The sequence below is a fragment of the Sphingomonas sp. Leaf5 genome, from assembly GCF_001421155.1.
Taxonomy (GTDB): domain Bacteria; phylum Pseudomonadota; class Alphaproteobacteria; order Sphingomonadales; family Sphingomonadaceae; genus Sphingomonas.
The window spans coordinates 204,119-226,790 of record NZ_LMJZ01000001.1; the positions used below are offsets into that span (position 1 = coordinate 204,119).

At 67.0% G+C, this 22,672-nt stretch carries 25 protein-coding genes; 19 read left to right on the forward strand and 6 right to left on the reverse strand.

Going from position 1 to position 22,672, the window contains the following annotated elements:
- The first annotated feature begins 36 nt into the window (after nucleotides 1–36).
- On the forward strand, nucleotides 37–1,257 hold the full coding sequence (locus ASE50_RS00850) for a hypothetical protein (protein WP_056394479.1): 1,221 nt from the start codon (nucleotides 37–39) through the stop codon (nucleotides 1,255–1,257).
- A gap of 54 nt (nucleotides 1,258–1,311) precedes the next feature.
- On the opposite strand, the gene ASE50_RS00855 is transcribed toward ASE50_RS00850, so the two are convergent.
- Nucleotides 1,312–2,973, reverse strand: coding sequence for an alkaline phosphatase family protein (locus tag ASE50_RS00855; RefSeq protein ID WP_056394482.1), 1,662 nt, complete (start codon nucleotides 2,971–2,973; stop codon nucleotides 1,312–1,314).
- A 52-nt stretch (nucleotides 2,974–3,025) separates the two neighbouring features.
- Between ASE50_RS00855 and ASE50_RS00860 the strand changes: the two genes are divergently transcribed.
- From ASE50_RS00860 to ASE50_RS00875, 4 genes are all read left to right on the forward strand, one after another.
- A complete protein-coding gene (locus ASE50_RS00860; RefSeq protein ID WP_056394485.1) occupies nucleotides 3,026–5,056 on the forward strand; it encodes a protein-disulfide reductase DsbD family protein in 2,031 nt (676 codons plus the stop codon).
- 77 nt (nucleotides 5,057–5,133) lie between these two features.
- Nucleotides 5,134–6,615: a circularly permuted type 2 ATP-grasp protein gene (locus ASE50_RS00865; RefSeq protein ID WP_056394488.1), complete on the forward strand. Its 1,482-nt coding sequence runs from the start codon at nucleotides 5,134–5,136 to the stop codon at nucleotides 6,613–6,615.
- Between the two features lie 7 nt (nucleotides 6,616–6,622).
- Nucleotides 6,623–7,555, forward strand: a complete 933-nt coding sequence (locus tag ASE50_RS00870) for an alpha-E domain-containing protein (protein ID WP_200909456.1) — start codon at nucleotides 6,623–6,625, stop codon at nucleotides 7,553–7,555.
- The gene (locus tag ASE50_RS00875; protein ID WP_056394493.1) at nucleotides 7,555–8,340 is read left to right on the forward strand and encodes a transglutaminase family protein; all 786 of its coding nucleotides are present in this window, start codon (nucleotides 7,555–7,557) and stop codon (nucleotides 8,338–8,340) included. The genes ASE50_RS00870 and ASE50_RS00875 overlap by 1 nt, the downstream gene beginning before the upstream one ends.
- A 131-nt stretch (nucleotides 8,341–8,471) precedes the next feature.
- On the opposite strand, the gene pyk is transcribed toward ASE50_RS00875, so the two are convergent.
- Complete coding sequence (gene pyk / locus ASE50_RS00880) at nucleotides 8,472–9,938, reverse strand: pyruvate kinase (RefSeq protein ID WP_056394498.1); 1,467 nt, start codon at nucleotides 9,936–9,938, stop codon at nucleotides 8,472–8,474.
- Nucleotides 9,939–10,010: 72 nt separating this feature from the next.
- On the opposite strand from pyk, the gene ASE50_RS00885 reads away from it, so the two are divergent.
- From ASE50_RS00885 to pal, 14 genes are all read left to right on the forward strand, one after another.
- Complete coding sequence (locus ASE50_RS00885) at nucleotides 10,011–10,385, forward strand: DUF1244 domain-containing protein (RefSeq protein ID WP_235512077.1); 375 nt, start codon at nucleotides 10,011–10,013, stop codon at nucleotides 10,383–10,385.
- 61 nt (nucleotides 10,386–10,446) lie between these two features.
- Nucleotides 10,447–10,683, forward strand: coding sequence for a DUF2312 domain-containing protein (locus ASE50_RS00890; protein WP_055997244.1), 237 nt, complete (start codon nucleotides 10,447–10,449; stop codon nucleotides 10,681–10,683).
- A gap of 23 nt (nucleotides 10,684–10,706) precedes the next feature.
- On the forward strand, nucleotides 10,707–11,240 hold the full coding sequence (locus ASE50_RS00895) for a DUF1003 domain-containing protein (RefSeq protein ID WP_056394503.1): 534 nt from the start codon (nucleotides 10,707–10,709) through the stop codon (nucleotides 11,238–11,240).
- Nucleotides 11,241–11,269: 29 nt separating this feature from the next.
- The gene (locus ASE50_RS00900) at nucleotides 11,270–12,013 is read left to right on the forward strand and encodes a YebC/PmpR family DNA-binding transcriptional regulator (protein WP_055996177.1); all 744 of its coding nucleotides are present in this window, start codon (nucleotides 11,270–11,272) and stop codon (nucleotides 12,011–12,013) included.
- Nucleotides 12,014–12,158: 145 nt separating this feature from the next.
- Nucleotides 12,159–12,668 (forward strand): crossover junction endodeoxyribonuclease RuvC, encoded by a 510-nt coding sequence (ruvC, locus tag ASE50_RS00905; protein WP_056394506.1) that lies wholly within the window; start codon nucleotides 12,159–12,161, stop codon nucleotides 12,666–12,668.
- 119 nt (nucleotides 12,669–12,787) lie between these two features.
- Nucleotides 12,788–13,390, forward strand: a complete 603-nt coding sequence (gene ruvA / locus ASE50_RS00910) for a Holliday junction branch migration protein RuvA (RefSeq protein WP_056394509.1) — start codon at nucleotides 12,788–12,790, stop codon at nucleotides 13,388–13,390.
- Between the two features lie 168 nt (nucleotides 13,391–13,558).
- A complete protein-coding gene (gene ruvB / locus ASE50_RS00915) occupies nucleotides 13,559–14,578 on the forward strand; it encodes a Holliday junction branch migration DNA helicase RuvB (RefSeq protein ID WP_056394513.1) in 1,020 nt (339 codons plus the stop codon).
- Nucleotides 14,578–14,916: a hypothetical protein gene (locus ASE50_RS00920; RefSeq protein ID WP_056394517.1), complete on the forward strand. Its 339-nt coding sequence runs from the start codon at nucleotides 14,578–14,580 to the stop codon at nucleotides 14,914–14,916. The genes ruvB and ASE50_RS00920 overlap by 1 nt, the downstream gene beginning before the upstream one ends.
- 81 nt (nucleotides 14,917–14,997) lie before the next feature.
- Nucleotides 14,998–15,456: a YbgC/FadM family acyl-CoA thioesterase gene (locus tag ASE50_RS00925; protein WP_056394520.1), complete on the forward strand. Its 459-nt coding sequence runs from the start codon at nucleotides 14,998–15,000 to the stop codon at nucleotides 15,454–15,456.
- Nucleotides 15,456–16,145: a protein TolQ gene (gene tolQ, locus ASE50_RS00930; protein ID WP_414881691.1), complete on the forward strand. Its 690-nt coding sequence runs from the start codon at nucleotides 15,456–15,458 to the stop codon at nucleotides 16,143–16,145. Before ASE50_RS00925 ends, tolQ begins: the two co-directional genes overlap by 1 nt.
- A gap of 3 nt (nucleotides 16,146–16,148) precedes the next feature.
- A complete protein-coding gene (gene tolR / locus ASE50_RS00935) occupies nucleotides 16,149–16,580 on the forward strand; it encodes a protein TolR (RefSeq protein ID WP_055996157.1) in 432 nt (143 codons plus the stop codon).
- A gap of 4 nt (nucleotides 16,581–16,584) precedes the next feature.
- The gene (locus ASE50_RS00940; RefSeq protein ID WP_056394528.1) at nucleotides 16,585–17,565 is read left to right on the forward strand and encodes a hypothetical protein; all 981 of its coding nucleotides are present in this window, start codon (nucleotides 16,585–16,587) and stop codon (nucleotides 17,563–17,565) included.
- A gap of 13 nt (nucleotides 17,566–17,578) precedes the next feature.
- Entirely contained in the window at nucleotides 17,579–18,901 is a 1,323-nt protein-coding gene (tolB, locus tag ASE50_RS00945; RefSeq protein WP_056394531.1) for a Tol-Pal system beta propeller repeat protein TolB, read from the forward strand.
- 72 nt (nucleotides 18,902–18,973) lie between these two features.
- Nucleotides 18,974–19,501: a peptidoglycan-associated lipoprotein Pal gene (gene pal, locus ASE50_RS00950; RefSeq protein WP_056394534.1), complete on the forward strand. Its 528-nt coding sequence runs from the start codon at nucleotides 18,974–18,976 to the stop codon at nucleotides 19,499–19,501.
- 42 nt (nucleotides 19,502–19,543) lie between these two features.
- On the opposite strand, the gene ASE50_RS19325 is transcribed toward pal, so the two are convergent.
- The 4 genes from ASE50_RS19325 to ASE50_RS00965 form a co-directional block, all read right to left on the reverse strand.
- Nucleotides 19,544–19,699, reverse strand: a complete 156-nt coding sequence (locus ASE50_RS19325; RefSeq protein WP_156347240.1) for a hypothetical protein — start codon at nucleotides 19,697–19,699, stop codon at nucleotides 19,544–19,546.
- Nucleotides 19,696–19,893: a PAS domain-containing protein gene (locus ASE50_RS00955; protein ID WP_056394537.1), complete on the reverse strand. Its 198-nt coding sequence runs from the start codon at nucleotides 19,891–19,893 to the stop codon at nucleotides 19,696–19,698. Before ASE50_RS00955 ends, ASE50_RS19325 begins: the two co-directional genes overlap by 4 nt.
- 149 nt (nucleotides 19,894–20,042) lie before the next feature.
- Nucleotides 20,043–22,361 carry an ATP-dependent Clp protease ATP-binding subunit ClpA gene (gene clpA / locus ASE50_RS00960; protein ID WP_056394539.1) on the reverse strand — a complete coding sequence of 773 codons (2,319 nt, stop codon included), beginning with the start codon at nucleotides 22,359–22,361 and terminating at the stop codon, nucleotides 20,043–20,045.
- 113 nt (nucleotides 22,362–22,474) lie between these two features.
- On the reverse strand, nucleotides 22,475–22,672 hold the full coding sequence (locus ASE50_RS00965; RefSeq protein WP_056394543.1) for a DUF1192 domain-containing protein: 198 nt from the start codon (nucleotides 22,670–22,672) through the stop codon (nucleotides 22,475–22,477).

The window sequence follows — 22,672 nt, forward strand, 5'->3', positions numbered from 1 at the left end:
CCTCGACTTCGGTCCGATAGCCAATAGGTATGGCGCATGCGTATACATTTTCTGCTCGCTCCGTTGCTCTTCGTCACCGCACCGGTCGCGGCTTCCGCCGAATCGCCGCCGGCCCAGTCGTTGAACGCGCTGTCCGACTGGCTCACCGGTGCGGGCAAGCGGAGCGCGGACGCGCCCGCGTTGCAGCGGCCGCTGTCGCGACGCGAAGCGGAGACGGCGATCGACCTGATCGCGGCGGCCCGGGCGCGGGAAGTGGCCGCTTCGGCCAAGGCAGCGGTGGAGGCGAAGGCGATCAGGATTGGTGAGCGGATGCTGCGCTGGGAAAGTAACGCGTTCGGCAACGCGCCGTTCGGCAAGCGCAGCCTGTGGATATCGATGCACGGCGGTGGCAACGCGCCACCGGCGGTCAACGATCAGCAGTGGCGCAACCAGATCGGCCTGTATCAACCGGCGGAGGGCATCTATCTCGCGCCGCGAGCGCCGACCGATACGTGGAATTTGTGGCATGAGCCGCAGATCGACCCGCTGTTCCAGCAACTGATCGATGCGCAGGTCGCGATCAACGGAGTCGATCCCGATCGCGTCTATCTGATGGGCTATTCGGCGGGGGGCGATGGCGTGTGGCAGCTGGCACCGCGCATGGCCGATCGCTTCGCGGCAGCGGCGATGATGGCGGGGCATCCGAACGAGGCGGGGGTCGCGTCGCTCCGCAACCTGCCGTTCGCGATCTTCATGGGTGGGGCGGACAGCGCCTATGATCGCAACCGGATCGCCGCCGAGCGCGGGACGGAGCTGGAACGGCTCCATGCCGCCGATCCGGGCGGTTATGTGTCGATGACGCGCATCTATCCGGGACTGCCGCACTGGATGAAGCGGAAAGATGCGGAGGCGCTGCCGTGGATGGCGCAGTTCACCCGCAATCCGTGGCCGAACCGGATCGTGTGGGTGCAGGACGATGTCACGCACGACCGCTTCTACTGGCTTCGCATTCCGAATGCGGCGGCGGCGAAGGCGGGTGATCGGATCGAGGCCGTGGCAAAGGGACAGACGATCACCCTGACCGGCAGCGTCCCGACCGGAACCGTCGTCCGCCTGTCCGACCGGTTGCTGAATCTCGACCAGCGGGTGCGGGTGGTCGTCAATGGCCGCAAGGCGTTCGACGGCCGGGTACAGCGGACGGCGGCGGCGATCGTCCAGTCGTTGCAGGACCGGCTCGATCCGTCGTCGGCAGCGACGGCGTCGGTGACGCTGCCCTGATCGAAGCATCCGTCGGGTATCGTCCCCGACGGATGGTCCTCCGATGCCGGCCGATTACCGGCAGGTCGTTCCTTCGCCCGGATCGAGGTCGAGGCAGCGGCCGTCGATCTCGTTTTTGGGTACCGGCAGGCGGATCGTCGCGGCCAGCGTCGGCAGGATGTCGACGGTTTCGACGCCGAACGGCTCCTCGAACCCGCCCTGACCCTTTCGCCAGAACAGGATCGGCACGCGGCGGTCATAGTCCCAGAAGCTGCCATGCGTGGCGACGGAGGTGCCGGCGACCGGATGCGGGACGGTCAGCACGCGCGGCTTCATCGCGACCAGCAGATCGCCCGAGCGCGCCGGATAATAGGATGCGCGCGCCCGTTCGATCAGCGACCATGTTTCGGGCGGCGTGTTCGGCACCGTCGTCGCGAGGATCTGCGCGCGGGTGAACACCGCCTGCGTCTGCGGATGGGCGGAGAACATCGCGATCGCTTCGCGTTCGACCGCGACCTTCTGCGCCGCCGTCAGTTTGATGTCGTACCAGACATCGCCGTTCACCCCGCCGAACAGCACCGGACCGGCGATCTTCAGCCTATCGCCGATGGCCTTGCCGATGCGGTCGACGGTCAAGTCGCCGTCGAGGCGCACCGCGTCGGGTACGGCGTGATGCGCCAGCCGTTCGCTGGCATCGCTGCCGCCATGATCGGCGGTCAGCACGACCTGATAATCGACGCCGGTCGCGTCGACCACGCGGAAGAATTCGCCGAGGCTCTGGTCGAGCGAGGTCAGTTGCAGGCACATCTCGCTGCCCTCGGTGCCATAGCCATGGCCGACATAGTCGGTGGCCGACGCGCCGATCGAGATGATGTCGGTCTGCGGACCCTGACCCAGTTTCATGTCCTGGATCAGCCCGGCGGCAAGTGCCAGCACCGCCGCGTCATATTCGGGCGACCGCCGGAAATTGGCGATATCGCCCGCCGCGCGTTCGAACCGGCCGGTGCCGATGGTCTTGTCACCGACCCGTACCGCGCGTGCCAGCGGCTGGCAGAAGGTGGGTAGCGTCATCGCCGGCTGCGCGGTCGCGATCCGCGTGGCGACGGCGGCGTTGGCTCGGGCCACGACCGGCGGCATTGCCCGGCCGGCATAGCTGACGAAGCCGTCCTTGCCGAACCACCAGAGTTCGTCGACCTTGTGGCCGCCCATCATCACCGCCGCGCGGTCCTTGCCCGCGACCGACACGACGCGGGTGCGGGGATCGGCGGCCTTCATCCGTTCGCCGAGCGTCGGCACCATCAGGTGGGCGTCGGACACCGTATAGTTGTCGAAGGTCGACCCGGAGACGCGTTCGTCTTCCGCGCAATAGACCTTGAACCCCGGACGGGTGTTGCTGCGCTGGTCGATCCAGTCGTTGGCGATGATGCCGGTGCGCGACGGACGCGATCCGGTGAGGATCGTCGAATGGCCGGGACAGGTCTCGGTCGCGGCATGGCTCTGATATCCCGACGGGAATACCACCCCCTGCATCAACCGGGCGAAACCGCCGGTGAAGCGACCGCGATATTCGGCGAACAGATCGGCCGAGAATTGATCGACCGAGATCGCGACGATCAGCCGGGGCGGGGTCGCCGGATAGGTCGGCGGGGCCGGATCGGCGGCGGCGGGCGCGGCGGTCTGCGCCAGCGCGGGGGTAGCGGTTGCCAGCAACAGCGCGGCAAGGGAAACGAGGCGCATCGGGTACTCCGCGGACGGTGCATCCGTCCTCGAACTCCGCTACTCCCCGACCATGACAGCAGCAAGAATAGTATCGGGTCGAATCGCCTTGTTGCTCACCGGGCTGCTGGCGCTGTTGCTGGGTAGCGGGCCGGCGGCGGCGCAGGTTCCGGGGCAGCGGCACGTGCAGATGCGGATCGTCGCCGAAAGCGACGCGCCCGCTGCCGGATCGCGCGTCGCGATCGCGCTGGTGTCGGTGCCCGATGCCGGCTGGCACGGCTATTGGCAGAATCCGGGTGCGGTAGGGACCCAGCCCCGGCTCCACTGGACGTTGCCGGCCGGTGCGAGCGTCGGCGACCTCCGCTATCCGGTGCCCGAACGGCTGACCGTCGCGGGCATCATGAACTATGTCTATGAACGCCCGTGGACGTTGCTGACCGAGTTGCGGGTGCCGGCGGGACTGGCCGTCGGTACGAGGCTGCCGATCCGGCTCGCGATCGATTATCTGGTCTGCACTCGGGAAATCTGCGTGCCGGAAAAGGCGGTGCTGACCGCCGATCTGACCGTCGGTGACGGTGCGATCGATCCGGCACGGCGCGCGGCATTCGATGGCTGGCGGCGTGCCCTTCCCAGACCGATCGGATCGCCGGCCGTGTTCCAGCCCGGCGAGCAGCTGCGGTTGCGCGTGCCGTTCCCGGCCGATGTCGCGATCGGCAACGCCTATTTCTTTCCGCTGACCGAAAATGCCGTCGAGTACGATGCGCCGCAGACGATCCGGCGCGACGGCGACGCGATCGTCGTCGCGACGAAGGGCACCGGGCGTCCGGCGGTCCTCGAAGGCGTGCTGGCGACTGGACAAGGTCAGGGGTTCGCCATTCGCGCGACACCGGGAGTCGTCGCCGCGCCCGCCGAACCGGCACCGGTCCGCGCCGCGCTGATCGCGTTTGCCGGGGCGCTGCTGGGCGGGTTGCTGCTCAACATCATGCCGTGCGTCTTTCCGATCCTGAGCCTGAAGGCGTTGAGCCTTGCCCGATCGGGCGAGTCGGCGGCCCATGCGCGCGCGGAGGGGGTGGCGTACACCGCCGGTGCGGTGGCGATGTGCCTGCTGCTCGGCGGTGCGCTGCTGGCGATCCGCGCGGCGGGGGTGGCGGCGGGCTGGGCGTTTCAGCTGACCGATCCGCGGGTCGTGCTGCTGTTGCTGGTGCTGACCGGCGGCATTGCGCTGAACCTTGCAGGGCTGTTCGAACTGCCGACGCCGCAGGTGGGCGCGCGCAGCGGGCGGGGCGGGGCGTTCGCGACCGGGGCGCTGGCCGCGTTCGTCGCGACGCCGTGTACCGGGCCGTTCATGGGCGCGGCGCTGGGATCGGCGCTGGTCCTGCCGCCGGTCGCGGCGATGGCGGTGTTCGCCGGGCTGGGCTTCGGGCTGGCGCTGCCGTTCCTGCTGCTCGGCTTCGTGCCTGCGCTGCGCCGTCGCCTACCGCGACCGGGCGCGTGGATGGACGTGTTCCGCAAATGCCTGTCGGTGCCGATGTTCCTGACCGCGCTGGCGCTCGCATGGATATTGGGGCGGCAGGCGGGCGTCGACGGGATGGCGATGGGACTGGCCGCGCTGCTGGTGGCGGCGCTCGGCCTGTGGTGGACCGGCCGGCGGCAGTTGCGCGGGCGCGATCGGCCATGGTGGCCGGGGCTGGCGGCGCTGGTGCTGGCGATCGGTTCGGCGATGCTGGTCGACCGCGCGCCGCCCGCCGGAGCCGCGCCGACCGGCATCGCCGGGGCCGAACCGTTCAGCGAAGCGCGGCTGGCGGCACTGCGCGCCGAGGGCAAGCCGGTCTTCGCCTATTTCACCGCCGACTGGTGCCTGACGTGCAAGGTCAACGAACGTGCCGCGATCGAGACTCGGGCGGTCGCCGATGCGTTCGGCAAGGGCGGGGTGAAGGTGCTGGTCGGCGACTGGACCGATGGCGACCCGGTGCTGGGCCGTTTCATCGAGGCGCATAACCGCGCCGGGGTGCCGCTCTATCTATATTATGCGCCGGGCAGCGGCGATGCCCGGGTTCTGCCGCAGGTACTTACGCCGGCGACGCTCACCGATCTCGTCGCCTGACCCCGAACGCGCTTGCCAGCGCGCGCTTCGCAACGCAGCATAGGGAGAAATTAGCGGCAGGCGGCGTTGGGGGACGAATGGGGCAAGCATTCGACGAGATCTGGGGACATGGTGGGCCGGACAATCCGCGCACCGACCTTGCGGCACTGGCGCGGTGGATGCGCGAGGTGCCGCCGCACGAGTTGAAACGACGTCTGCAATCGGCCGAGGCGACCTTCCGCCAGCTCGGCATCACCTTTGCCGTCTATGGCGAGAGCGAGGCGGCGGAGCGGATCATCCCGTTCGACATCGTGCCGCGCGTGTTCAAGGCCGACGAGTGGACCCGCCTGTCCAAGGGGCTGATCCAGCGGACGCAGGCGATCAACGCGTTCCTCGACGATATCTATGGCGAACGCCGTATCCTGAAAGCAGGCGTGCTGCCCGCCGACCTGATCTTCGGCAACGCACAATTCCGTCCTGAAATCGCCGGCATCCGGCCGCCGCACGGGGTGTGGGCGCATATTTGCGGCATCGATCTGGTGCGGACCGGGCCGGACGAATTCTTCGTGCTGGAGGACAATGCCCGTACGCCATCGGGTGTGTCGTACATGCTGGAGAATCGCGAGGCGATGATCCGGCTGTGCCCCGAACTGTTCCGCAATTTCCGGGTGGCGGCGGTCGACAGCTATCCCGACCTGCTGCTCGAAACGATGCGGTCGGTCGCACCGCCGGGTGCCGGTGCCCATCCCAATTGCGTCGTGCTGACGCCGGGGCATTTCAATTCGGCCTATTACGAACATAGTTTCCTCGCCGATTCGATGGGAATCGAACTGGTCGAGCCGGCCGATCTGGTCGTCGACGGCGATGTGGTGTGGATGCAGACCATTGCCGGCCGGGTCCGGGTCGACGTGATCTATCGCCGGATCGACGACGACTTCATCGACCCCGTCGTGTTCCGCCCCGATTCGCTGTTGGGCGTACCGGGGCTGATCGCCGCCTATCGCGCGGGCAACGTCGCGCTGGTCAACGCGCCGGGCAACGGCATTGCCGATGACAAGGCGATCTACAGCTACATGCCCGAGATCGTGAAATTCTATGCGGAGAGCGAGCCGCTGCTCCCCAATGTCGAGACGTGGCGCTGCCGTGAGCCCGACGCGCTGAAATATGTCCTCGATCATCTGGACGAAGTGGTGGTGAAACTGGTCGATGGCTCCGGCGGCTATGGCATGCTGGTCGGGCCGACCGCGTCGAAAGCGGAGATCGAGGATTTCCGCCGCGCGCTGATCGCCGAGCCGCAACGCTACATCGCGCAGCCGACGCTGGCGCTGTCGACGGTGCCGACGCTGACCGATACGGGGCTGGCACCCCGCCATGTCGATTTCCGTCCGTTCGTGCTGACCGGTGCCGACAAGATACAGGTCGTACCGGGCGGCCTGACCCGCGTCGCGCTGAAGGAAGGGTCGCTGGTCGTCAATTCGAGCCAGGGCGGCGGGACCAAGGACAGTTTCGTGCTGATGGACGATCCGCCCATGCAGTCGCAGACGATGGGCGGCATGACCCAGTCGCAGGGGGGACGCTGACATGGCGATGCTTTCCCGCACGGCTGCCTCGCTCTACTGGCTGGGCCGCTATGTCGAACGCGCCGATTTCCTCGCCCGGCTGGTCGAGGCGACGGTGCGGCTCGACGCACTGTCGTCGCGCCCGGCGGGCGATGCGGCATGGGCCAGCGCGCTGGCGGTCAGCTATACCGAGGACAGTTTCGCCGCGACGGACCAGCCGGTGGGGCAGGCGACGGTCGCGCAGTTCCTGACCCATGACCGCAGCCATCCGGGGTCGATCCTGTGGTGCCTCGACGCCGCGCGCAACAATGCGAAGGCGGTGCGCACCGCGCTGACCCGCGACGCATGGACCGCGATCAATCGCGCATGGATCGTCTTCAACGCGCCGCGGGGCGAGGAGGGCGAGGACATTCTCGACCTGGTCGAGGCGATCAAGGCCGAGGCGCGGGGCTTCGAAGGCGCGGTACAGCGCATGATGAAGAACGAGGCGACGTGGTTCGTCCAGCTGGGCGCGGCGATCGAGCGGGCGGACAACACCGCGCGGCTGATCGACGTCAAATATCATCTGCTGCTGCCCGAGGGGGAGCGGATCGGCGGTGCGATCGACCGCGATCAATGGACGACGATCCTGCAGACCGTATCGGCGGTCACCGCCTATCGCTGGCTCTACAGCGACGGGTTGAAGCCGGCGAGCGTCATCGAGCTGTTGCTGTCGCGGGGCGAGGTGCCGCGCAGTCTGGCGGCGTGCGTCGATGAAACGGTCGAGATGCTCAACATGCTCGGCAAGCGCACCGGCTTTCAGGGTGAGGCCGATCGCATGGCGCGTGCCCGGCTGGCGCGGATGCAGAAGACCCGCGCGCATGAGGTCATCGTCAACGGCCTCCACGAATATCTGACCGCTTTCATCCGGGAGAATGCGATGCTCGACGCCGCGATCGCCCGCCAGTTCCGCTTCATCTGATGCGGCTGTCGGTCCAACACGAAACGCAGTATCGCTTCAGCGAACCGCAGGCGCGCGTCGTCCAGCTGCTGCGCCTGTTTCCCGGCGATACCAGTCAGCAGACGGTGGTGAACTGGCGGATCGACGTCGACTGCGACGCGCGGCTGCGCGAGAGCATCGACGGCTACGGCAACCGGACGCGCATGTTGTATGCCGAGGGGCCGGTCGAGACGCTGAACCTGATCGTCACCGGCGAAGCGCTGTTGAGCGAGAGCGAGGGGCCGATCGAGGGCACCGACGAACCGTTTCCACCCGATCTGTTCCTGCGGACGACGCCGCTGACGATCGCCGACGATGCGATCGCCGCGCTGGCGACGGGCAATGATCTGGCGGCGATGACGGCGCTGGCGGCGGCGATCCACGCGCGCTGGCCGCTCGACCGGCGACCCACGCCGACGATTCGCAGCGCGCTCGACGCGACGGCGGACGACCGGCTGTCGCCGCGCGACATGGCGCAGATCTTCGTCGCCGCTGCCCGCGCGCAGGGCGTTCCGGCGCGCTATGTGTCGGGGTACAGCCTGTCAGGCGATGACGCGCGCCGTACCGCCGCCCCGCACGCCTGGGCGGAGGCGTTCGTCGCGGATGGCTGGTATGCGTTCGACCCGGCAGTGGGTGGCCGGTCGGGCCTCGACCATATCCGCGTCGCGGTGGCGCTCGACGCCGCTGCGGCCGCGCCGATTGCGGGCGTGCGGATGGGCGCGGGCGAGGAAGTGCTCGACGTCGATGTGCGGGTAGAAGAGGCGTAGACTCCGCCGCGGCAGGGGGGCGTCGCGAAAGGCGATGGCGGAGGGGACGCTTCACGAGCGGTTCGTGCGCTGAGATCCCCCTCCACCAGCTTCGCTGGTCCCCCTCCCCGTGCCGGGGAGGAGCTAGGGCGTTACGCCTCGTCTTTCTTGTAGTTCTTCAATTCGTCGCCGACGATCTGCACGACGTGCAGCACGTTGGTCGACCCCGGCGTCCCGAACGGCACGCCCGCGCAGACGACGACGCGGTCGCCGGCACCGGCGATATTGTGGCGCAGCACCATGCGCTTGGCCTTTGCCACCATTTCCTCGAACGACGCGACGTCGCGTGTATGGACGGCGTGGACACCCCACAACAGTCCCAGCCGGCGTGCGGTATCGATCTGCGGGGTCAGCACCATGATCGGCACCGCCGGACGCTCGCGCGCGATCCGGCGCGCGGTCGACCCCGATTTGGTGAAGCACAGGATCGCCTTCGCATCGACCGTCGCCGCAATGTTCTTGGCAGCTTCGGCCAGCGCGTCGGCGGTGGTCGGATCGGGACGCAGCACGGTGAAGTGGACGCGGTCGCCATGCGCCGGGTCGCGTTCGACGGCGTGCGAGATGTCGTTCATCATCGTGACCGATTCGACCGGCCAGCTGCCCGCCGCACTTTCCGCCGACAGCATGATCGCGTCGGCACCGTCATAGACGGCGGTGGCGACGTCGGACACTTCCGCGCGGGTCGGCGAGGGCGAGGTAATCATCGATTCGAGCATCTGCGTCGCAACGACCACCGGGCGGCCGAGGCGGCGAGCGGTCTCGACGATGCGCTTCTGCAGCGGCGGCACCGATTGCGGCGGCAATTCGACGCCCAGATCGCCGCGAGCGACCATCACGCCGTCGCACTGCTCGACGATCTCCTCCAGTCGGGCGACGGCCGAGGGCTTTTCGATCTTGGCGAGCAGCGCCGCCTTTCCCTGGATCAGCTTGCGCGCCTCGGCCAGATCCTCCGGTCGCTGCACGAACGACAGCGCGATCCAGTCGACGCCCTGTTCGACGGCGAAGTGCAGGTCGGAAATATCCTTGGGCGTCAGCGCCGCCATCGGCAGCACCACGTCGGGGACGTTCAGCCCCTTCGAATTGGACAGCGCGCCGCCGACCACGACCTCGGTCACGATCTTCTGATCGTCATGGTCGAGCACGCGCAGCACCAGCTTGCCGTCGTCCAGCAGCAGGCGGGCATCGCGCGCGATCGCGGCAAAGATTTCCTGATGCGGCAATTCGACGCGGGTCGCATCGCCGGGCTCGTTCGACCGGTCGAGCGTGAAACGCTGCCCGGTTTCCAGCATCACTTTGCCCTCCGCGAAGCGGCCGACGCGCAGCTTGGGTCCCTGAAGATCGGCGAGGATCGTGGTCGGGCGGCCATATTGGCGTTCCAGTCCGCGAATCGCCTCGATCACCGCGATTTTCGACTGCTGGTCGCCATGGCTCATGTTCACCCGGAAGGCATCGGCACCGGCTTCATACAATTTCGCGATCATTTCCGGCGTGTTGCTGGCGGGACCGAGCGTGGCGAGAACGCGAACCTTGCGCGAACGGGGGCTAATGGCCTTGGTCATAATCACTCTCCGGGCGTTGCGCGCCTGCCTCTAGCCCTTATTCACAAACGATCAACCTTGGAGGCCAATGTCGTGGCAACAATCGATTCAATGAGCGAACAGGCACAGGCCGCGGCATTCCGCCGTCTGGTGCGTCACCTGCAACATCGCACCGACGCGCAGAATGTCGACCTGATGGGACTGGCCGGTTTCTGCCGCAACTGCCTTGGCGACTGGCTGGGCGAAGCGGCGGGCGTGTCGAAGGAGGAAGGACGCGAGGCAGTGTACGGCATGCCCTATGCCCGGTGGAAGGTGACGCACCAGCTTCCCGCCACGCCGGACCAGATCGCGAAGATGGAGGAAAGCGTCGCGCGGAACCGGACCGAGGCCGCGCTCGACGAGGCGCTGGACGACAGTTTCCCGGCCAGCGATCCGCCGGCGATGACCGAACCCAAGCTGATCGGTTGAGGCCCGGGCACGGATCGGCTAGGCGCGCCCGTTCCCTATTCGCGTGAAATTCGAGGACCGCATGACCGACAATGTTTCGGCGGAACAGCTCCGCCTGCTGATCGAACGTATCGAACGGCTGGAAGAAGAAAAGAAGGGCATCAGCGACGACATCAAGGATGTCTATGGCGAAGCCAAGTCGACCGGGTTCGACGTGAAGACGATGCGCAAGATCATCAGCCTGCGCCGGATGGAAAAGCATCACCGCGACGAAGCGGACATGCTGCTCGAAACCTACAAGCAGGCACTCGGTATCTGAACGCCGGACAAGGGGGCAGCGACATGGCCAGCGTCTTTCACTTCGCGACGCGCCTGCTCAAGGGGCATGGCGATCCGCATGGCGAAGAAGAAGCCCATGTCCTGTCCGCGATCGAACGCGGCGCGCCGATCTCGCGCGATGCGGCCGACGAATCGGACCTGCGCTCGACGGTCGGCGACCGGCTGGCGGACCGGGTGGCGGCGGTCGGCGGGTCGTGGGGGTTCATCATCGCCTTCACAGCGGTGCTGCTCGGGTGGATGCTGCTCAATTCCGACGTGCTGTCGCATTTCGGGCTGGCGTTCGATCCGTACCCCTACATCTTCCTGAACCTGATGCTGTCGACGCTGGCCGCGATCCAGGCACCGGTCATCATGATGAGCCAGAACCGGCAGTCGGAAAAGGACCGGCTGGCGGCGCGGCTCGACTATGAAACCAACCTGCGCGCCGAGATCGACATCCTCGCGCTGCATGCCAAGCTGGACGTCGACGTGATCGACCGGCTGGCGGCGCTGGAGGCGAAGATCGACGCGCTGGCGCGAACCGCGCCGTCCGCCTAAGAGCGGACACAGAACATAAAGAGGCACCGATGGCAGGCCATAGCAAATTCAAGAATATCATGCACCGCAAGGGTGCGCAGGATAAGAAGCGGTCGGGCATGTTCAGCAAGCTCAGCCGCGAAATCACCGTCGCGGCGAAGATGGGCCTGCCCGATCCCGACATGAACCCGCGCCTGCGCGCGGCGATCAACGCCGCCAAGGCGCAGTCGATGCCCAAGGACAATATCCAGCGCGCGGTCGACAAGGCGTCGAAGGGCGATCTCGAAAATTACGAGGAAATCCGCTATGAAGGCTTCGGCCCGGCCGGTGTTTCGCTGATTATCGAGGCGTTGTCCGACAACCGGAACCGCACCGCGACCAATGTGCGGACCGCCGTGTCGAAGAATGGCGGCAACCTCGGCACCGCCGGTTCGGTCAGCCACGGCTTCGACCGGGTCGGCCTGATCAACTATCCGGCCAAGGCCGGCGACGCCGAAAAGGTGTTCGAAGCCGCACTGGAAGCCGGGGCCGAGGACGTGACGTCGAGCGAGGACGGCCACGAAATCTGGACGGCCGTGGGCGACCTGCACGAAGTCGCCAAGGCGCTGGAACCGGTGCTGGGCGAGGCGGAAGGTGCCAAGCTCGCATGGCGGCCGCAGACGATGGTCGCGGTCGGCGAGGACGATGCGGCGACGCTGTTCAAGCTGCTCGACGCGCTCGACGACGACGACGACGTCCAGACCGTATGGGGCAATTACGAAGTATCCGACGAGGTCATGGAGAAGCTGGGTTGACCACGCGATTCCTCCCCGCTGCGCGGGGAGGGGGACCAGCAAAGCTGGTGGAGGGGGGCTTCCGCAGACGCTGCGCTGGGTGGCCATCCCCCTCCACCACCGCTTCGCGGCGGTCCCCCTCCCCGCAGGCGGGGAGGAGTTTTTCATGCTGATCCTCGGTCTCGACCCCGGTCTCGGCACCACCGGCTGGGGCATCATCCGCGCCGATGGCAACCGCCTGTCGCACATCGCCAACGGCCAGATCCGCACCGACCCGTCGATGCAGCTTCCCCGCCGCCTTGCGCTGCTGTTCGGTGCGCTGGGCGAGGTGATCCGCACCGAACGCCCCGATGGCGCGGCAGTCGAAGAGGTGCTGGGCAACAGCAACGCGCAATCGACGCTGAAGCTGGGGCAGGCGCGCGGCGTCGTGCTGCTGTCCGCTTCGACCGCCGGGCTTCCGATTGGCGAATATCATCCGAGCATCGTCAAGAAGGCGGTGGTCGGCACCGGCGGCGCGGACAAGAAGCAGATCCAGGCGATGGTCGGCCATTTGCTGCCCGGCGTGAAGCTGTCGGGTCCCGACGCCGCCGACGCGCTGGCGGTGGCGATCACCCATGCGCACCACCTTGCCAGCGCGCAGGCAAGGGCAAGGCGGTCGACGGGGATCGGGGCGTGACCCTCGCCGCGCCCGTATCCCTGTGCAGACGGGGGATCCAGAGCCACACAGAACCGGCGTCAATTGTTGCCCTGGATCCCCGCCTGCGCGGGGATACGGCGTATTGAGAGAAATCCCGCATGATCGCCCATCTCAAAGGCACGCTGTCCGTTTCCGGTATCGACCACGCGGTGATCGACGTGAACGGCGTCGGTTATCTGGTCGGCGCGTCGTCGCGGACGTTGCAGGCGCTGGGGCCGGTCGGCGGCAGCGTGACGATCCATACCGAGATGCTGGTCGCCGAGGATTTCATCCGGCTGGTCGGCTTCGCGAGCGCCGACGAGCGCGACTGGTTCCGGCTGCTGACCGGGGTGCAAGGCGTCGGCGCGCGCGTCGCGCTGGGCATCCTGTCGACGCTGGCACCCGAGGAAGTCCGCACCGCGATCGCGCGCGGCGACAAGGCGAGCATCGCTCGCGCCAATGGCGTCGGGCCGAAGCTGGCGCAGCGCATCGCGATGGAGTTGAAGGACAAGGTCGGCGGCATCGCCATCGGTCCGGGCGTGGTGGCACCTGCGGCGGGCGGTGACGGGGTCGAGGGTGACGCGGTGTCGGCGTTGCTCAACCTCGGTTTCCGTCCGGCCGAAGCGGCGACGGCGGTCGGCAAGGCGGCGGAGGAACTGGGGGCTGGTGCCAGTCTCGACGCGATGGTGCGGCTGGCGCTGCGCAAGGCGTCCCGCACCTAAAATCCTCCCCGGCACGGGGGAGGGGGACCAGCGAAGCTGGTGTAGGGGGTTGTCCTCATGCGGACCGGTCGCGCTGGCGGTAAGCCCCCTCCACCATGCTTCGCTGGTCTCCCTTCCCGTGCCGGGGAGGAGCTTTAAATGCGGCACGCGAACAGCTAGGGAACACGGGTGACCGACGACCGCATGACCACCCCCCTTCGCCGTCCCGAGGATGTCGACGCAGCCCTGCGCCCCAAGGCGCTCGACGAATTCGTCGGGCAGCAGGCGGCGCGCGAGAATCTGCGCGTGTTCATCGATGCCGCGCGCGGGCGGGGCGACGTGCTCGACCATGTGCTGTTCTTCGGGCCGCCCGGCCTCGGCAAGACCACGCTGGCGCAGATCGTCGCGCGCGAAATGGGCGTCGGCTTTCGCGCCACCTCCGGCCCGGTCATCGCCAAGTCGGGCGACCTTGCCGCGCTGCTCACCAATCTGGAGGACGGCGACGTCCTGTTCATCGACGAGATCCATCGCCTCAATCCGGCGGTCGAGGAAGTGCTGTATCCGGCGATGGAGGACCGTGCGCTCGACCTGATGATCGGCGAGGGGCCGTCGGCCCGCAGCGTCCGCATCGACCTGCCACGCTTCACGCTGGTGGGGGCGACCACGCGGCAGGGGTTGCTGACCACCCCCTTGCGCGACCGGTTCGGCATCCCGGTCCGCCTGCAATTCTACACCGTCGACGAATTGACCCGCGTCGTCGTCCGCGCGGCCGGGTTGCTGGGGCTCGGCATCGCGAAGGACGGCGCGACCGAGGTCGCCCGCCGGGCGCGGGGTACGCCCCGGATCGCCGGTCGCCTGCTGCGCCGGGTCCGCGACTTCGCCAATGTCGCGGGGGTCGAGACCGTCGATGCGCGTACCGCCGATGCCGCGCTCAACCGGCTGGAGGTCGACGCGAAGGGGCTCGACGCGATGGATCGCCGCTATCTGACGATGATCGCCGATGTGTATCGCGGCGGTCCGGTCGGCGTGGAGACGCTGGCGGCCGGCCTGTCGGAGCCGCGCGACACGATCGAGGAAGTGATCGAACCCTATCTGATCCAGATCGGCATGGTCGCCCGCACCGCGCGCGGGCGCTGTCTGAACGCCGGCGGATGGAAGCATCTCGGCTTCGAACCGCCGGCGGGCGTGCAGGATGGGTTGTTCGATTGATGGAACGCAACGGCAAGCATCGCGGCAATTTGCTGACATCGGCGGCGATCGGTCCGCGACAGGCCGGGCGGGTTGCCGCCGCGGCGGACGCGCTGGTGATCGACGTCACCTTCGCGGCGGACGCGAGTTGTTCGGCGACCATCGCCGACACGAACTTCGTCCTGCCGGACGCGGCAACCGCCTTCGTCGCGGCGCTTCGTGCGTTGCCCGACCGTGACCGGCCGGTGACGCTGTCGGTCCGCGGCGGTGCCATGGCATCGCCGCGTCAGATCGGGGTCGTTCTCCAACTGATCCGCTCTGCCGGTTTTGGCAACGTCACCGTTATTCGGGCGGACTGATCGGTTCCGTCGTGCTGCCATAGCGTCGGGTTCATCCGGTCACCCCTTTCCCCGTCCGGCCGCAATGGTTAAAGCGGACAAATGACCGACCCCGTCCTGCCGGCCGGCGGCCGCTTCACGGGCGGTACGCATCGCTTTCCCGTCCGTATCTATTTCGAGGACACCGACCTGTCGGGCGTCGTCTATCACGCGAATTATCTTCGGTATTTCGAACGCGCGCGCAGCGACATGCTGATGATCGCCGGCATCGACCAGCGTGCCGCGCACGAAACGGGCGAGGGGGCCTATGCCGTCCGGTCGATGCAGCTCGACTGGCGGGCCCCCGCGCGACTGAACGATGCGCTGGTCGTGGTCAGCACCGTCGAGCGCGTACGCGCGGCGGCGGTCGATATTCATCAGACAGTCATCCGCGACACACTCTTACTGGCGTCGGCCCGGGTCGAGGTTGCGTTCGTGGCCCCGAACGGGCGTCCGCGTCGTCAACCGGCCGCGTGGGTCGACACCTTCCAGCGCCTGGTCGCAACCGAAAAAGGGGCATGATGGACGTACTCGTGAACACCGACGCCGCGACCATGTCGCCCGTCGCGCTCTTCCTCGCCGCGGACTGGGTGGTGAAGGCGGTGATGCTGGGGCTGCTGGCCGCCAGCATCTGGACCTGGGCGATCATCATCGGCTTCCTCGTCCGCTCGCGAAAGGTGCGCCGCGACATCGACCGGTTCGAAACCGAGTTCGAACAGGCCGAGGATATCGACGCCTTCCACCGGTTGCAGGGGACGCGCGACACCGCCATCGCCCGCATCTTTTCGTCGGGGGTGCGCGAATGGCGCCGCTCGACCGCATCGAAGCAGATTGACCGCGACGGCACCCGCGAACGGCTCGCCACCGCCATGGCGTCAAGTGTTGCGGACGAGAGCGAGACGCTGGCCGACCGGCTGAACGTGCTGGCGACGATCGGGTCGGTCGCACCGTTCGTCGGGTTGTTCGGCACAGTGTGGGGCATCATGCGGTCGTTCACCGCGATCGCGTCCGAACAGAATACGTCGCTGGCCGTCGTCGCGCCGGGCATCGCCGAGGCATTGTTCGCCACCGCGATCGGCCTGTTCGCCGCCATCCCCGCCGTCATCGCTTATAACCGCTTCAGCCACAGCGTGAACCGGATCGAGTCGCGGCTGAACCGCTTTGCCGACGCGTTCCATGCCACGCTGTCGCGTCAGCTCGAAGGGGTCTGAACGATGGGCATCAACCTGCCGTCCGCGAAGGGTAAAGGGCGTCGTGCGCCGATGGCGGAGATCAACGTCACGCCGCTGGTCGACGTGATGCTGGTGCTGCTCATCATCTTCATGGTCACCGCGCCACTGATGACCGCGGGCGTGCCGGTGAACCTGCCCGACAGCCGCGCGAAGGCGGTCGAACAGACGCAGCAGCCGGTGACGCTGTCGATCGATGCCGATGGCCGGACCTATCTCGACGATGTCGAAGTGTCGGCCGACAATCTGCCCGGCGAACTGGAAAAGATCGCGGCGGCGGGTGCCGGGGCGACCGAACCACGACAGGTGATGCTGCGCGCCGACCGCGCGCTCGATTACGGCCGGGTCAACGGCGTACTCGGCGAACTGAACCGCGCGGGGCTGAACCGGGTGTCGCTGATCAGCGTGGCGCAGTAACGCGATGCAGAAGGCGGAGAAGATCGGGCTCGGCGTAGCGGTTGCGGGACATGCCGTCCTGTTCGGCCTGCTGTCGGTCGGTTTTCTCGCCACGCCGAACCCGGTGAAGTTGAAGAACGAGCCGATGGACGTCAGCTTTGCAGAGGACGTCGCCGCCGAACAAAGCGCACCGGCGCAGACCGACGCTCCGGCGATCAGCCAAGCCCCCGACACCGGACCGCCGGAGGATGCCGCGCCGCCCGAGGCGGTGGAAGAACCGGCCCCGGAACCCGCACCCGCGCCGCCCGCACCGGCTCCGCGTCCGCAGCCGGCACCGCGCCCCGAACCAAAGCCTGCGCCGAAGCCGGTTCCGGCTCCCAAACCGGTGCCGAAACCGGTTCCCAAGCCTGCGCCAAAACCCGCCCCCGCGCCGAAGCCGGAGCCGAAGCCTGCCCCGGCCAAGCCGGCGCAGCGTCCTGCGCCGGCACCGGCACGGCCCGCACCGGCGGCGAAAGCTCCGGCAAAACCTGCCCCGGCCAAACCCGCGGCGACCAAGGGGCAGGGGACCAACGCCCAGGCGACCGCCCCCCGGCCGCGCGGCGGGCGTCTGGGCGACAATTTCCTGAAAGGGATTGCCGACACGCCCAAGCCGGGCAAGGCGGAGGCACCGCGCGGTACGGCAGTCACCGCGCAGTCGGTCGCCGGTCTTGCCAGCGCGATCCAGCGGCAGGTGCAGCCCTGCGCGAACAAGATTCCCAATCCCGGCCCCGGCGCGAACCAGATCCGATCGAAGATCCGCTTGCAGATGCGCGCCGACGGCACGCTCGCCGCGCGCCCGCAGTTGCGCGGACAGACCGGGGTCGATGGTGAGAATGAACGCTATGCCCAGCGCGTGTCCGAACTGGCCATCGCCGCGCTGATCCAGTGTGCCCCCTATGAACTTCCGGCGGACCTGTACGAGGGCGGCTGGAAGGATATCATCATCAACTACAAACTGCCCGGCTGACCGGAGAGGATTTATGCGGAAACTGACCCTGGCTCTTGGTGCGGCACTCGCCAGCGTGCTGGCCGCGCCCGCCGCATTCGCGCAGGTCGAGGTGGATATCGAGGGCGGTATCTCCGAACCGCTGCCGATCGCGGTGCCAGTGATGCCGACGCCGCAGGTCGCCTCGACCCCCGCCGGGTCGACCGATGCGCTCGGGCGGCAACTGGCGGAGATCGTCGCGGGCGATCTGCGCAATTCGGGACTGTTCAAGCCCGCGGGCCCCGCCGGGCTTCCCGCCGTGGCGATGGCGCAGGTCCAGTCGCCCGATTATGCGGTGTGGAGCGGCGCGCAGGCATTGGTGCAGGGCTATGTCCGTGCCGAGGCGAACGGCACGCTGACGATCGGCTGCTATCTCTACGACACGTTCGGCCGCACCGAACTGACGCGGCAGGGGTTCAACGTGCCCCCCGCCGAATGGCGTCGCGCCGCGCATAAATGCGCCGATGCCGTCTATACCCGCCTGTCGGGCGAAGGTCCTTATTTCGACAGCCGCATCGTCTATGTCAGCGAAACCGGGCCGAAGGGCAAGCGGATCAAGCGGCTGGCGATAATGGATCAGGACGGGGCCAATCACCGCTTCCTGACCAACGGCCAGTCGATCGTGCTGACCCCGCGTTTCGCGCCGGGCCAGCAGTCGATCGTGTATATGAGCTATGTCAACGACCGGCCGGCGATCTACATCCTCGATCTCGGCACCGGACGGCAGCGGTTGCTGGTGCAGAATGCGTCGCTGACCTTCGCGCCGCGCTTCTCGCCCGATGGCCGATATGTCCTGTTCTCAATGGCGCAGGCCGGCAATACCGATATCTACCGGGTGCCGGCAGCGGGCGGCAGTCCGCAGCGGCTGACCAATGCGCCCGGCATCGATACCGGCGGGAGCTATTCGCCCGACGGGTCGAAGATCGTGTTCGAAAGCGACCGCTCGGGCACGCAGCAACTCTACGTCATGAACGCCGACGGATCGAACCAGCAGCGGATCAGCTTTGGCGGCGGACGCTATGCGACGCCGGTCTGGAGCCCACGTGGCGACCTGATCGCCTTTACCCGGCAGGGTGGTGGATCGTTCCGCATCGGCATCATGTCGCCTTCGGGTGGCGGCGAGAAACTGCTGAGCGACGCGTGGGGCGACGAAGGGCCGAGCTGGTCGCCCAATGGCCGCGTGCTGACCTTCTTCCGCAGCGCACAGGGGTCGGGCAAGACGCAGATCTGGTCGGTCGACCTGACCGGATCGAACATCCGCCGGATTCCGACTGCGCTCGACGGTTCGGACCCGAGCTGGGGCCCGATCCGGTCCTAAGGCTTTCACCAACAGGGGCAATTCCGGTACAGGGGCATTGTAGCGGGTGCGATACGACCAAGGGAGGTTTTGATGACCAAGTTTTCGACCACGCTGATCGTCGGCGCGGCGCTGCTGGCGACCGCCGGCTGCGCCAAGAAGCGACCCGAGGTGCTGCCGCCGGCACCGGGCCAGACGGTCGATCCGAACGCCGGTACCGGCAACACCGGGACGGGTACGGGCACCAACGGCGTCGTGCCGGGATCGCGCGCCGATTTCCAGCAGTCGGTGGCGAGCGACACGGTCAATTTCGGTCTCGACCAATATGATATCGACGCATCGGCCCGCGCGGTCCTCGACAGCCAGGCACAATGGCTGGCGCGCTATCCCAATGTGCGCGTGACGATCGAGGGGCATTGCGACGAACGCGGCACCCGCGAATACAATCTTGCGCTGGGCGATCGCCGGGCCAATGCGGCGTCGAGCTATCTGGCGACGCGCGGCATTTCGCCGTCGCGCATCACCACGATCAGCTATGGCAAGGAACGCCCGCTGGCGCTCGGTTCGGACGAAGGTGCATGGGCACAGAACCGTCGCGCGGTGACGGTCGTGCTTCAGTAAAGCGATTGCCCCTGCCCGGTCGAATGACGATCGGGCAGGGGATCAACCCGCCACCTTCAGCCGGCCGCGACCCTCCGCCTTTGCGGCGTAGAGCGCGTGGTCGGTGCGGGTATAGACGGTCGACACGCTATCGTCGGCGCGGACCATGGTCATGCCGGCGGAAAAATCGATCCGGAAGTCCGGCTGCGTCGCGATCACTCGATCGGACCGCGCCGATGGGCATGATTGCGACGCATCATCGACACCCAGTCGATCCGCTCGTCCGGTCCGAGAAAGAAGGCGCGCCGGAACGCGGGATTGGCGAACAGGATCAGTCCGGCCGGGTCGTAGAGCGCGATCATCGCGTCGGCCTGACCGACCCCTTCGATGAGTTTCGCGACGGTTGCGGACACGATGCTGTTCCGTACGGAGTAACAGGCAGGCCGGTCGAGCGGTCCACTCGATCGGCCAGACGTTTCGTTGTCGATCCGTACCAGAGCTCTACGATAGAATGCGTAAGATTTGCCCGCCGCCAGTCGGGACTGGCGGCGGGACAACAGAGTTATGCTTCGGCTGGAGCCTTGGCCTTGCCGCCCTTGCGCGGCTTCTTGGGAGCGGCTGGCGTTATTTCGAATGCCAGCGCGTTGTCCTTGAGCGTCACGCCGACCTCGCCGCCATGGACCAGCTTGCCGAACAGCAGTTCCTCGGCCAGCGGCTGCTTGATCTTGTCTTGGATCAACCGGCCCATCGGACGTGCGCCGTACAGCTTGTCATAGCCCTTTTCGGTCAGCCACGTCTTGGCCGCTTCGTCGAGGCGGATATGGACGCTGCGATCGGCTAGCTGCAGTTCGAGCTGGAGGATGAACTTGTCCACCACCCGCGCGACGACTTCCGGCGGCAGGTAACCGAACGGCACGATCGCATCGAGCCGGTTGCGGAATTCCGGCGTGAACAGCTTGCGCACCGCCTCTTCCTGCACGTCCTCGCGATCGATCTGGCCGAAGCCGATCGATTCCTTGGCCATGTCCGACGCGCCCGCATTGGTCGTCATGATCAGGATGACGTTGCGGAAATCGACGGTCTTGCCGTGGTGGTCGGTCAGCTTGCCGTTGTCCATCACCTGCAACAGGATGTTGAACAGGTCGGGATGCGCCTTCTCGATCTCGTCGAGCAGCAGCACGCAATGCGGCTGTTGGTCGATCGCGTCGGTCAGCAGGCCGCCCTGATCGTAACCGACATAGCCCGGCGGGGCACCGATCAGCCGGCTGACCGAATGGCGCTCCATATATTCGGACATGTCGAACCGCTGGAGCGGAATGCCCATGATTTCCGACAATTGCCGCGCGACCTCGGTCTTGCCGACGCCGGTGGGGCCGGTGAACAGATAGTTGCCGATCGGCTTGTCGGGATCGCGCAGACCCGCGCGCGACAGCTTGATCGCCGAGGACAGCGCCTTGATCGCATCATCCTGCCCGAACACCACCCGCTTCAGGTCGAGTTCGAGATTGGCGAGCGCGCGCGTATCGTCGGTCGACACGGTCTTGGGCGGGATGCGCGCCATCGTCGCGATGACCGCCTCGATCTCCTTCGAGGTGATGGTCTTCTTGCGCTTGGGCGCAGGCACCAGCATCTGCATCGCGCCGACTTCGTCGATCACGTCGATCGCCTTGTCGGGCAGCTTGCGGTCGTTGATGTAGCGCGCCGACAGTTCCACTGCCGACTTGATCGAATCGGGGGTGTATTTGACCTTGTGATGCTCCTCGAACGCGGTGCGCAGGCCGGTCAGGATCTTGATCGTATCCTCGACCGTCGGTTCGTTCACGTCGATCTTCTGGAACCGGCGCAGCAGCGCGCGATCCTTTTCGAAGTGGTTGCGGAACTCCTTGTAGGTCGTCGAGCCGATACAGCGGATCTGTCCGCCCGACAGCGCGGGCTTGAGCAGGTTCGATGCGTCCATCGCCCCGCCGCTGGTGGCACCAGCGCCGATTACGGTGTGGATCTCGTCGATAAACAGAACCGCGTGCGGCAGCTTTTCCAGCTCGGTCACGACCTGCTTCAGCCGTTCCTCGAAATCGCCGCGATAGCGGGTGCCGGCGAGCAGCGCGCCCATGTCGAGCGAATAGATGACGGCGGGCAACAGCACTTCGGGTACGTCGCCCTCGACGATCTTGCGCGCCAGACCCTCGGCAATAGCCGTCTTGCCGACGCCCGGATCACCGACATACAGCGGATTGTTCTTCGACCGGCGGCACAGGATCTGCACCGTGCGATCGACTTCGGCGGTGCGACCGATCAGCGGGTCGACCTTTCCGATCTTCGCCTTTTCGTTCAGGTCGACGCAGAACTGCTTGAGCGCGCTCTCGCCCTTGCCCTTGTCGGCGGCCTTCGGCGTTTCCTTTTCCTCGGCACCCTTGGGGCTGGGGGTTTCGGTGGCGGTCGATCCGCCCTTGCCGACGCCGTGGCTGATGAAGCTGACCGCGTCGAGCCGGCTCATGTCCTGCTGCTGCAGGAAATAGACGGCATAGGTCTCGCGCTCGCTGAACATCGCGACCAGCACGTTGGCCCCGGTCACTTCGTCGCGGCCCGACGACTGCACGTGCAGGATCGCGCGCTGCACGACGCGCTGGAAGCTGCTGGTCGGCGACGGATCGGTCGCGGCGTCTAGTTTGAACGTGTCGAGTTCGGTGTCGAGATAATGGGCGACGGTGGTGCGCAGCTCGTCGAGCTCGACGCCGCAGCCGGTCATCACCTTCGCCGCATCGACGTCGTCGGTCAGCGCGAAGAGCAGATGTTCGAGCGTCGCATATTCGTGCCGGCGCGAGGATGCGGCCTCGAGCGCCTTGTGCAGCGTAGATTCCAATGCGGATGCGAAGGATGGCATTCAATTCACTCCGGTCGGCCGGCGGGAACGCGCCGGCCCTGCGTCCCGGTGTCCCGGGTCTTCCACCATGTCGGTATGCCGCCGCCCGGCATCAAGCGGGGGGGCGGAACATCTCATGACCGGAACAGCGCGTCGGCGCTGGACCGGTGGCTGCGCGCGGCATCGATTCGCGCGCGGCATCGCAGGATTTCGCCTTCCAGCGCGGCGATTCGCGCGGTCAGCTCGTCTTGTGACAATGGGTCGAGATCCTCGCGCAACAGCATGGCGAGCAGGTTGCCACGAACATGGTTAACATTTTCGTCGGGTTCCAT

Coding starts and splice junctions, on each gene's coding strand:
- ASE50_RS00850 (WP_056394479.1), top strand. CDS start 37: ATGCGTATACATTTTCTGCTCGCTCCGTTGCTCTTCGTCACCGCACCG.
- ASE50_RS00855 (WP_056394482.1), bottom strand. CDS start 2,973: ATGCGCCTCGTTTCCCTTGCCGCGCTGTTGCTGGCAACCGCTACCCCC.
- ASE50_RS00860 (WP_056394485.1), top strand. CDS start 3,026: ATGACAGCAGCAAGAATAGTATCGGGTCGAATCGCCTTGTTGCTCACC.
- ASE50_RS00865 (WP_056394488.1), top strand. CDS start 5,134: ATGGGGCAAGCATTCGACGAGATCTGGGGACATGGTGGGCCGGACAAT.
- ASE50_RS00870 (WP_200909456.1), top strand. CDS start 6,623: ATGCTTTCCCGCACGGCTGCCTCGCTCTACTGGCTGGGCCGCTATGTC.
- ASE50_RS00875 (WP_056394493.1), top strand. CDS start 7,555: ATGCGGCTGTCGGTCCAACACGAAACGCAGTATCGCTTCAGCGAACCG.
- pyk (WP_056394498.1), bottom strand. CDS start 9,938: ATGACCAAGGCCATTAGCCCCCGTTCGCGCAAGGTTCGCGTTCTCGCC.
- ASE50_RS00890 (WP_055997244.1), top strand. CDS start 10,447: ATGACCGACAATGTTTCGGCGGAACAGCTCCGCCTGCTGATCGAACGT.
- ASE50_RS00895 (WP_056394503.1), top strand. CDS start 10,707: ATGGCCAGCGTCTTTCACTTCGCGACGCGCCTGCTCAAGGGGCATGGC.
- ASE50_RS00900 (WP_055996177.1), top strand. CDS start 11,270: ATGGCAGGCCATAGCAAATTCAAGAATATCATGCACCGCAAGGGTGCG.
- ruvC (WP_056394506.1), top strand. CDS start 12,159: ATGCTGATCCTCGGTCTCGACCCCGGTCTCGGCACCACCGGCTGGGGC.
- ruvA (WP_056394509.1), top strand. CDS start 12,788: ATGATCGCCCATCTCAAAGGCACGCTGTCCGTTTCCGGTATCGACCAC.
- ASE50_RS00920 (WP_056394517.1), top strand. CDS start 14,578: ATGGAACGCAACGGCAAGCATCGCGGCAATTTGCTGACATCGGCGGCG.
- ASE50_RS00925 (WP_056394520.1), top strand. CDS start 14,998: ATGACCGACCCCGTCCTGCCGGCCGGCGGCCGCTTCACGGGCGGTACG.
- tolQ (WP_414881691.1), top strand. CDS start 15,456: ATGGACGTACTCGTGAACACCGACGCCGCGACCATGTCGCCCGTCGCG.
- tolR (WP_055996157.1), top strand. CDS start 16,149: ATGGGCATCAACCTGCCGTCCGCGAAGGGTAAAGGGCGTCGTGCGCCG.
- ASE50_RS00940 (WP_056394528.1), top strand. CDS start 16,585: ATGCAGAAGGCGGAGAAGATCGGGCTCGGCGTAGCGGTTGCGGGACAT.
- tolB (WP_056394531.1), top strand. CDS start 17,579: ATGCGGAAACTGACCCTGGCTCTTGGTGCGGCACTCGCCAGCGTGCTG.
- pal (WP_056394534.1), top strand. CDS start 18,974: ATGACCAAGTTTTCGACCACGCTGATCGTCGGCGCGGCGCTGCTGGCG.
- clpA (WP_056394539.1), bottom strand. CDS start 22,361: ATGCCATCCTTCGCATCCGCATTGGAATCTACGCTGCACAAGGCGCTC.
- ASE50_RS00965 (WP_056394543.1), bottom strand. CDS start 22,672: ATGGAACCCGACGAAAATGTTAACCATGTTCGTGGCAACCTGCTCGCC.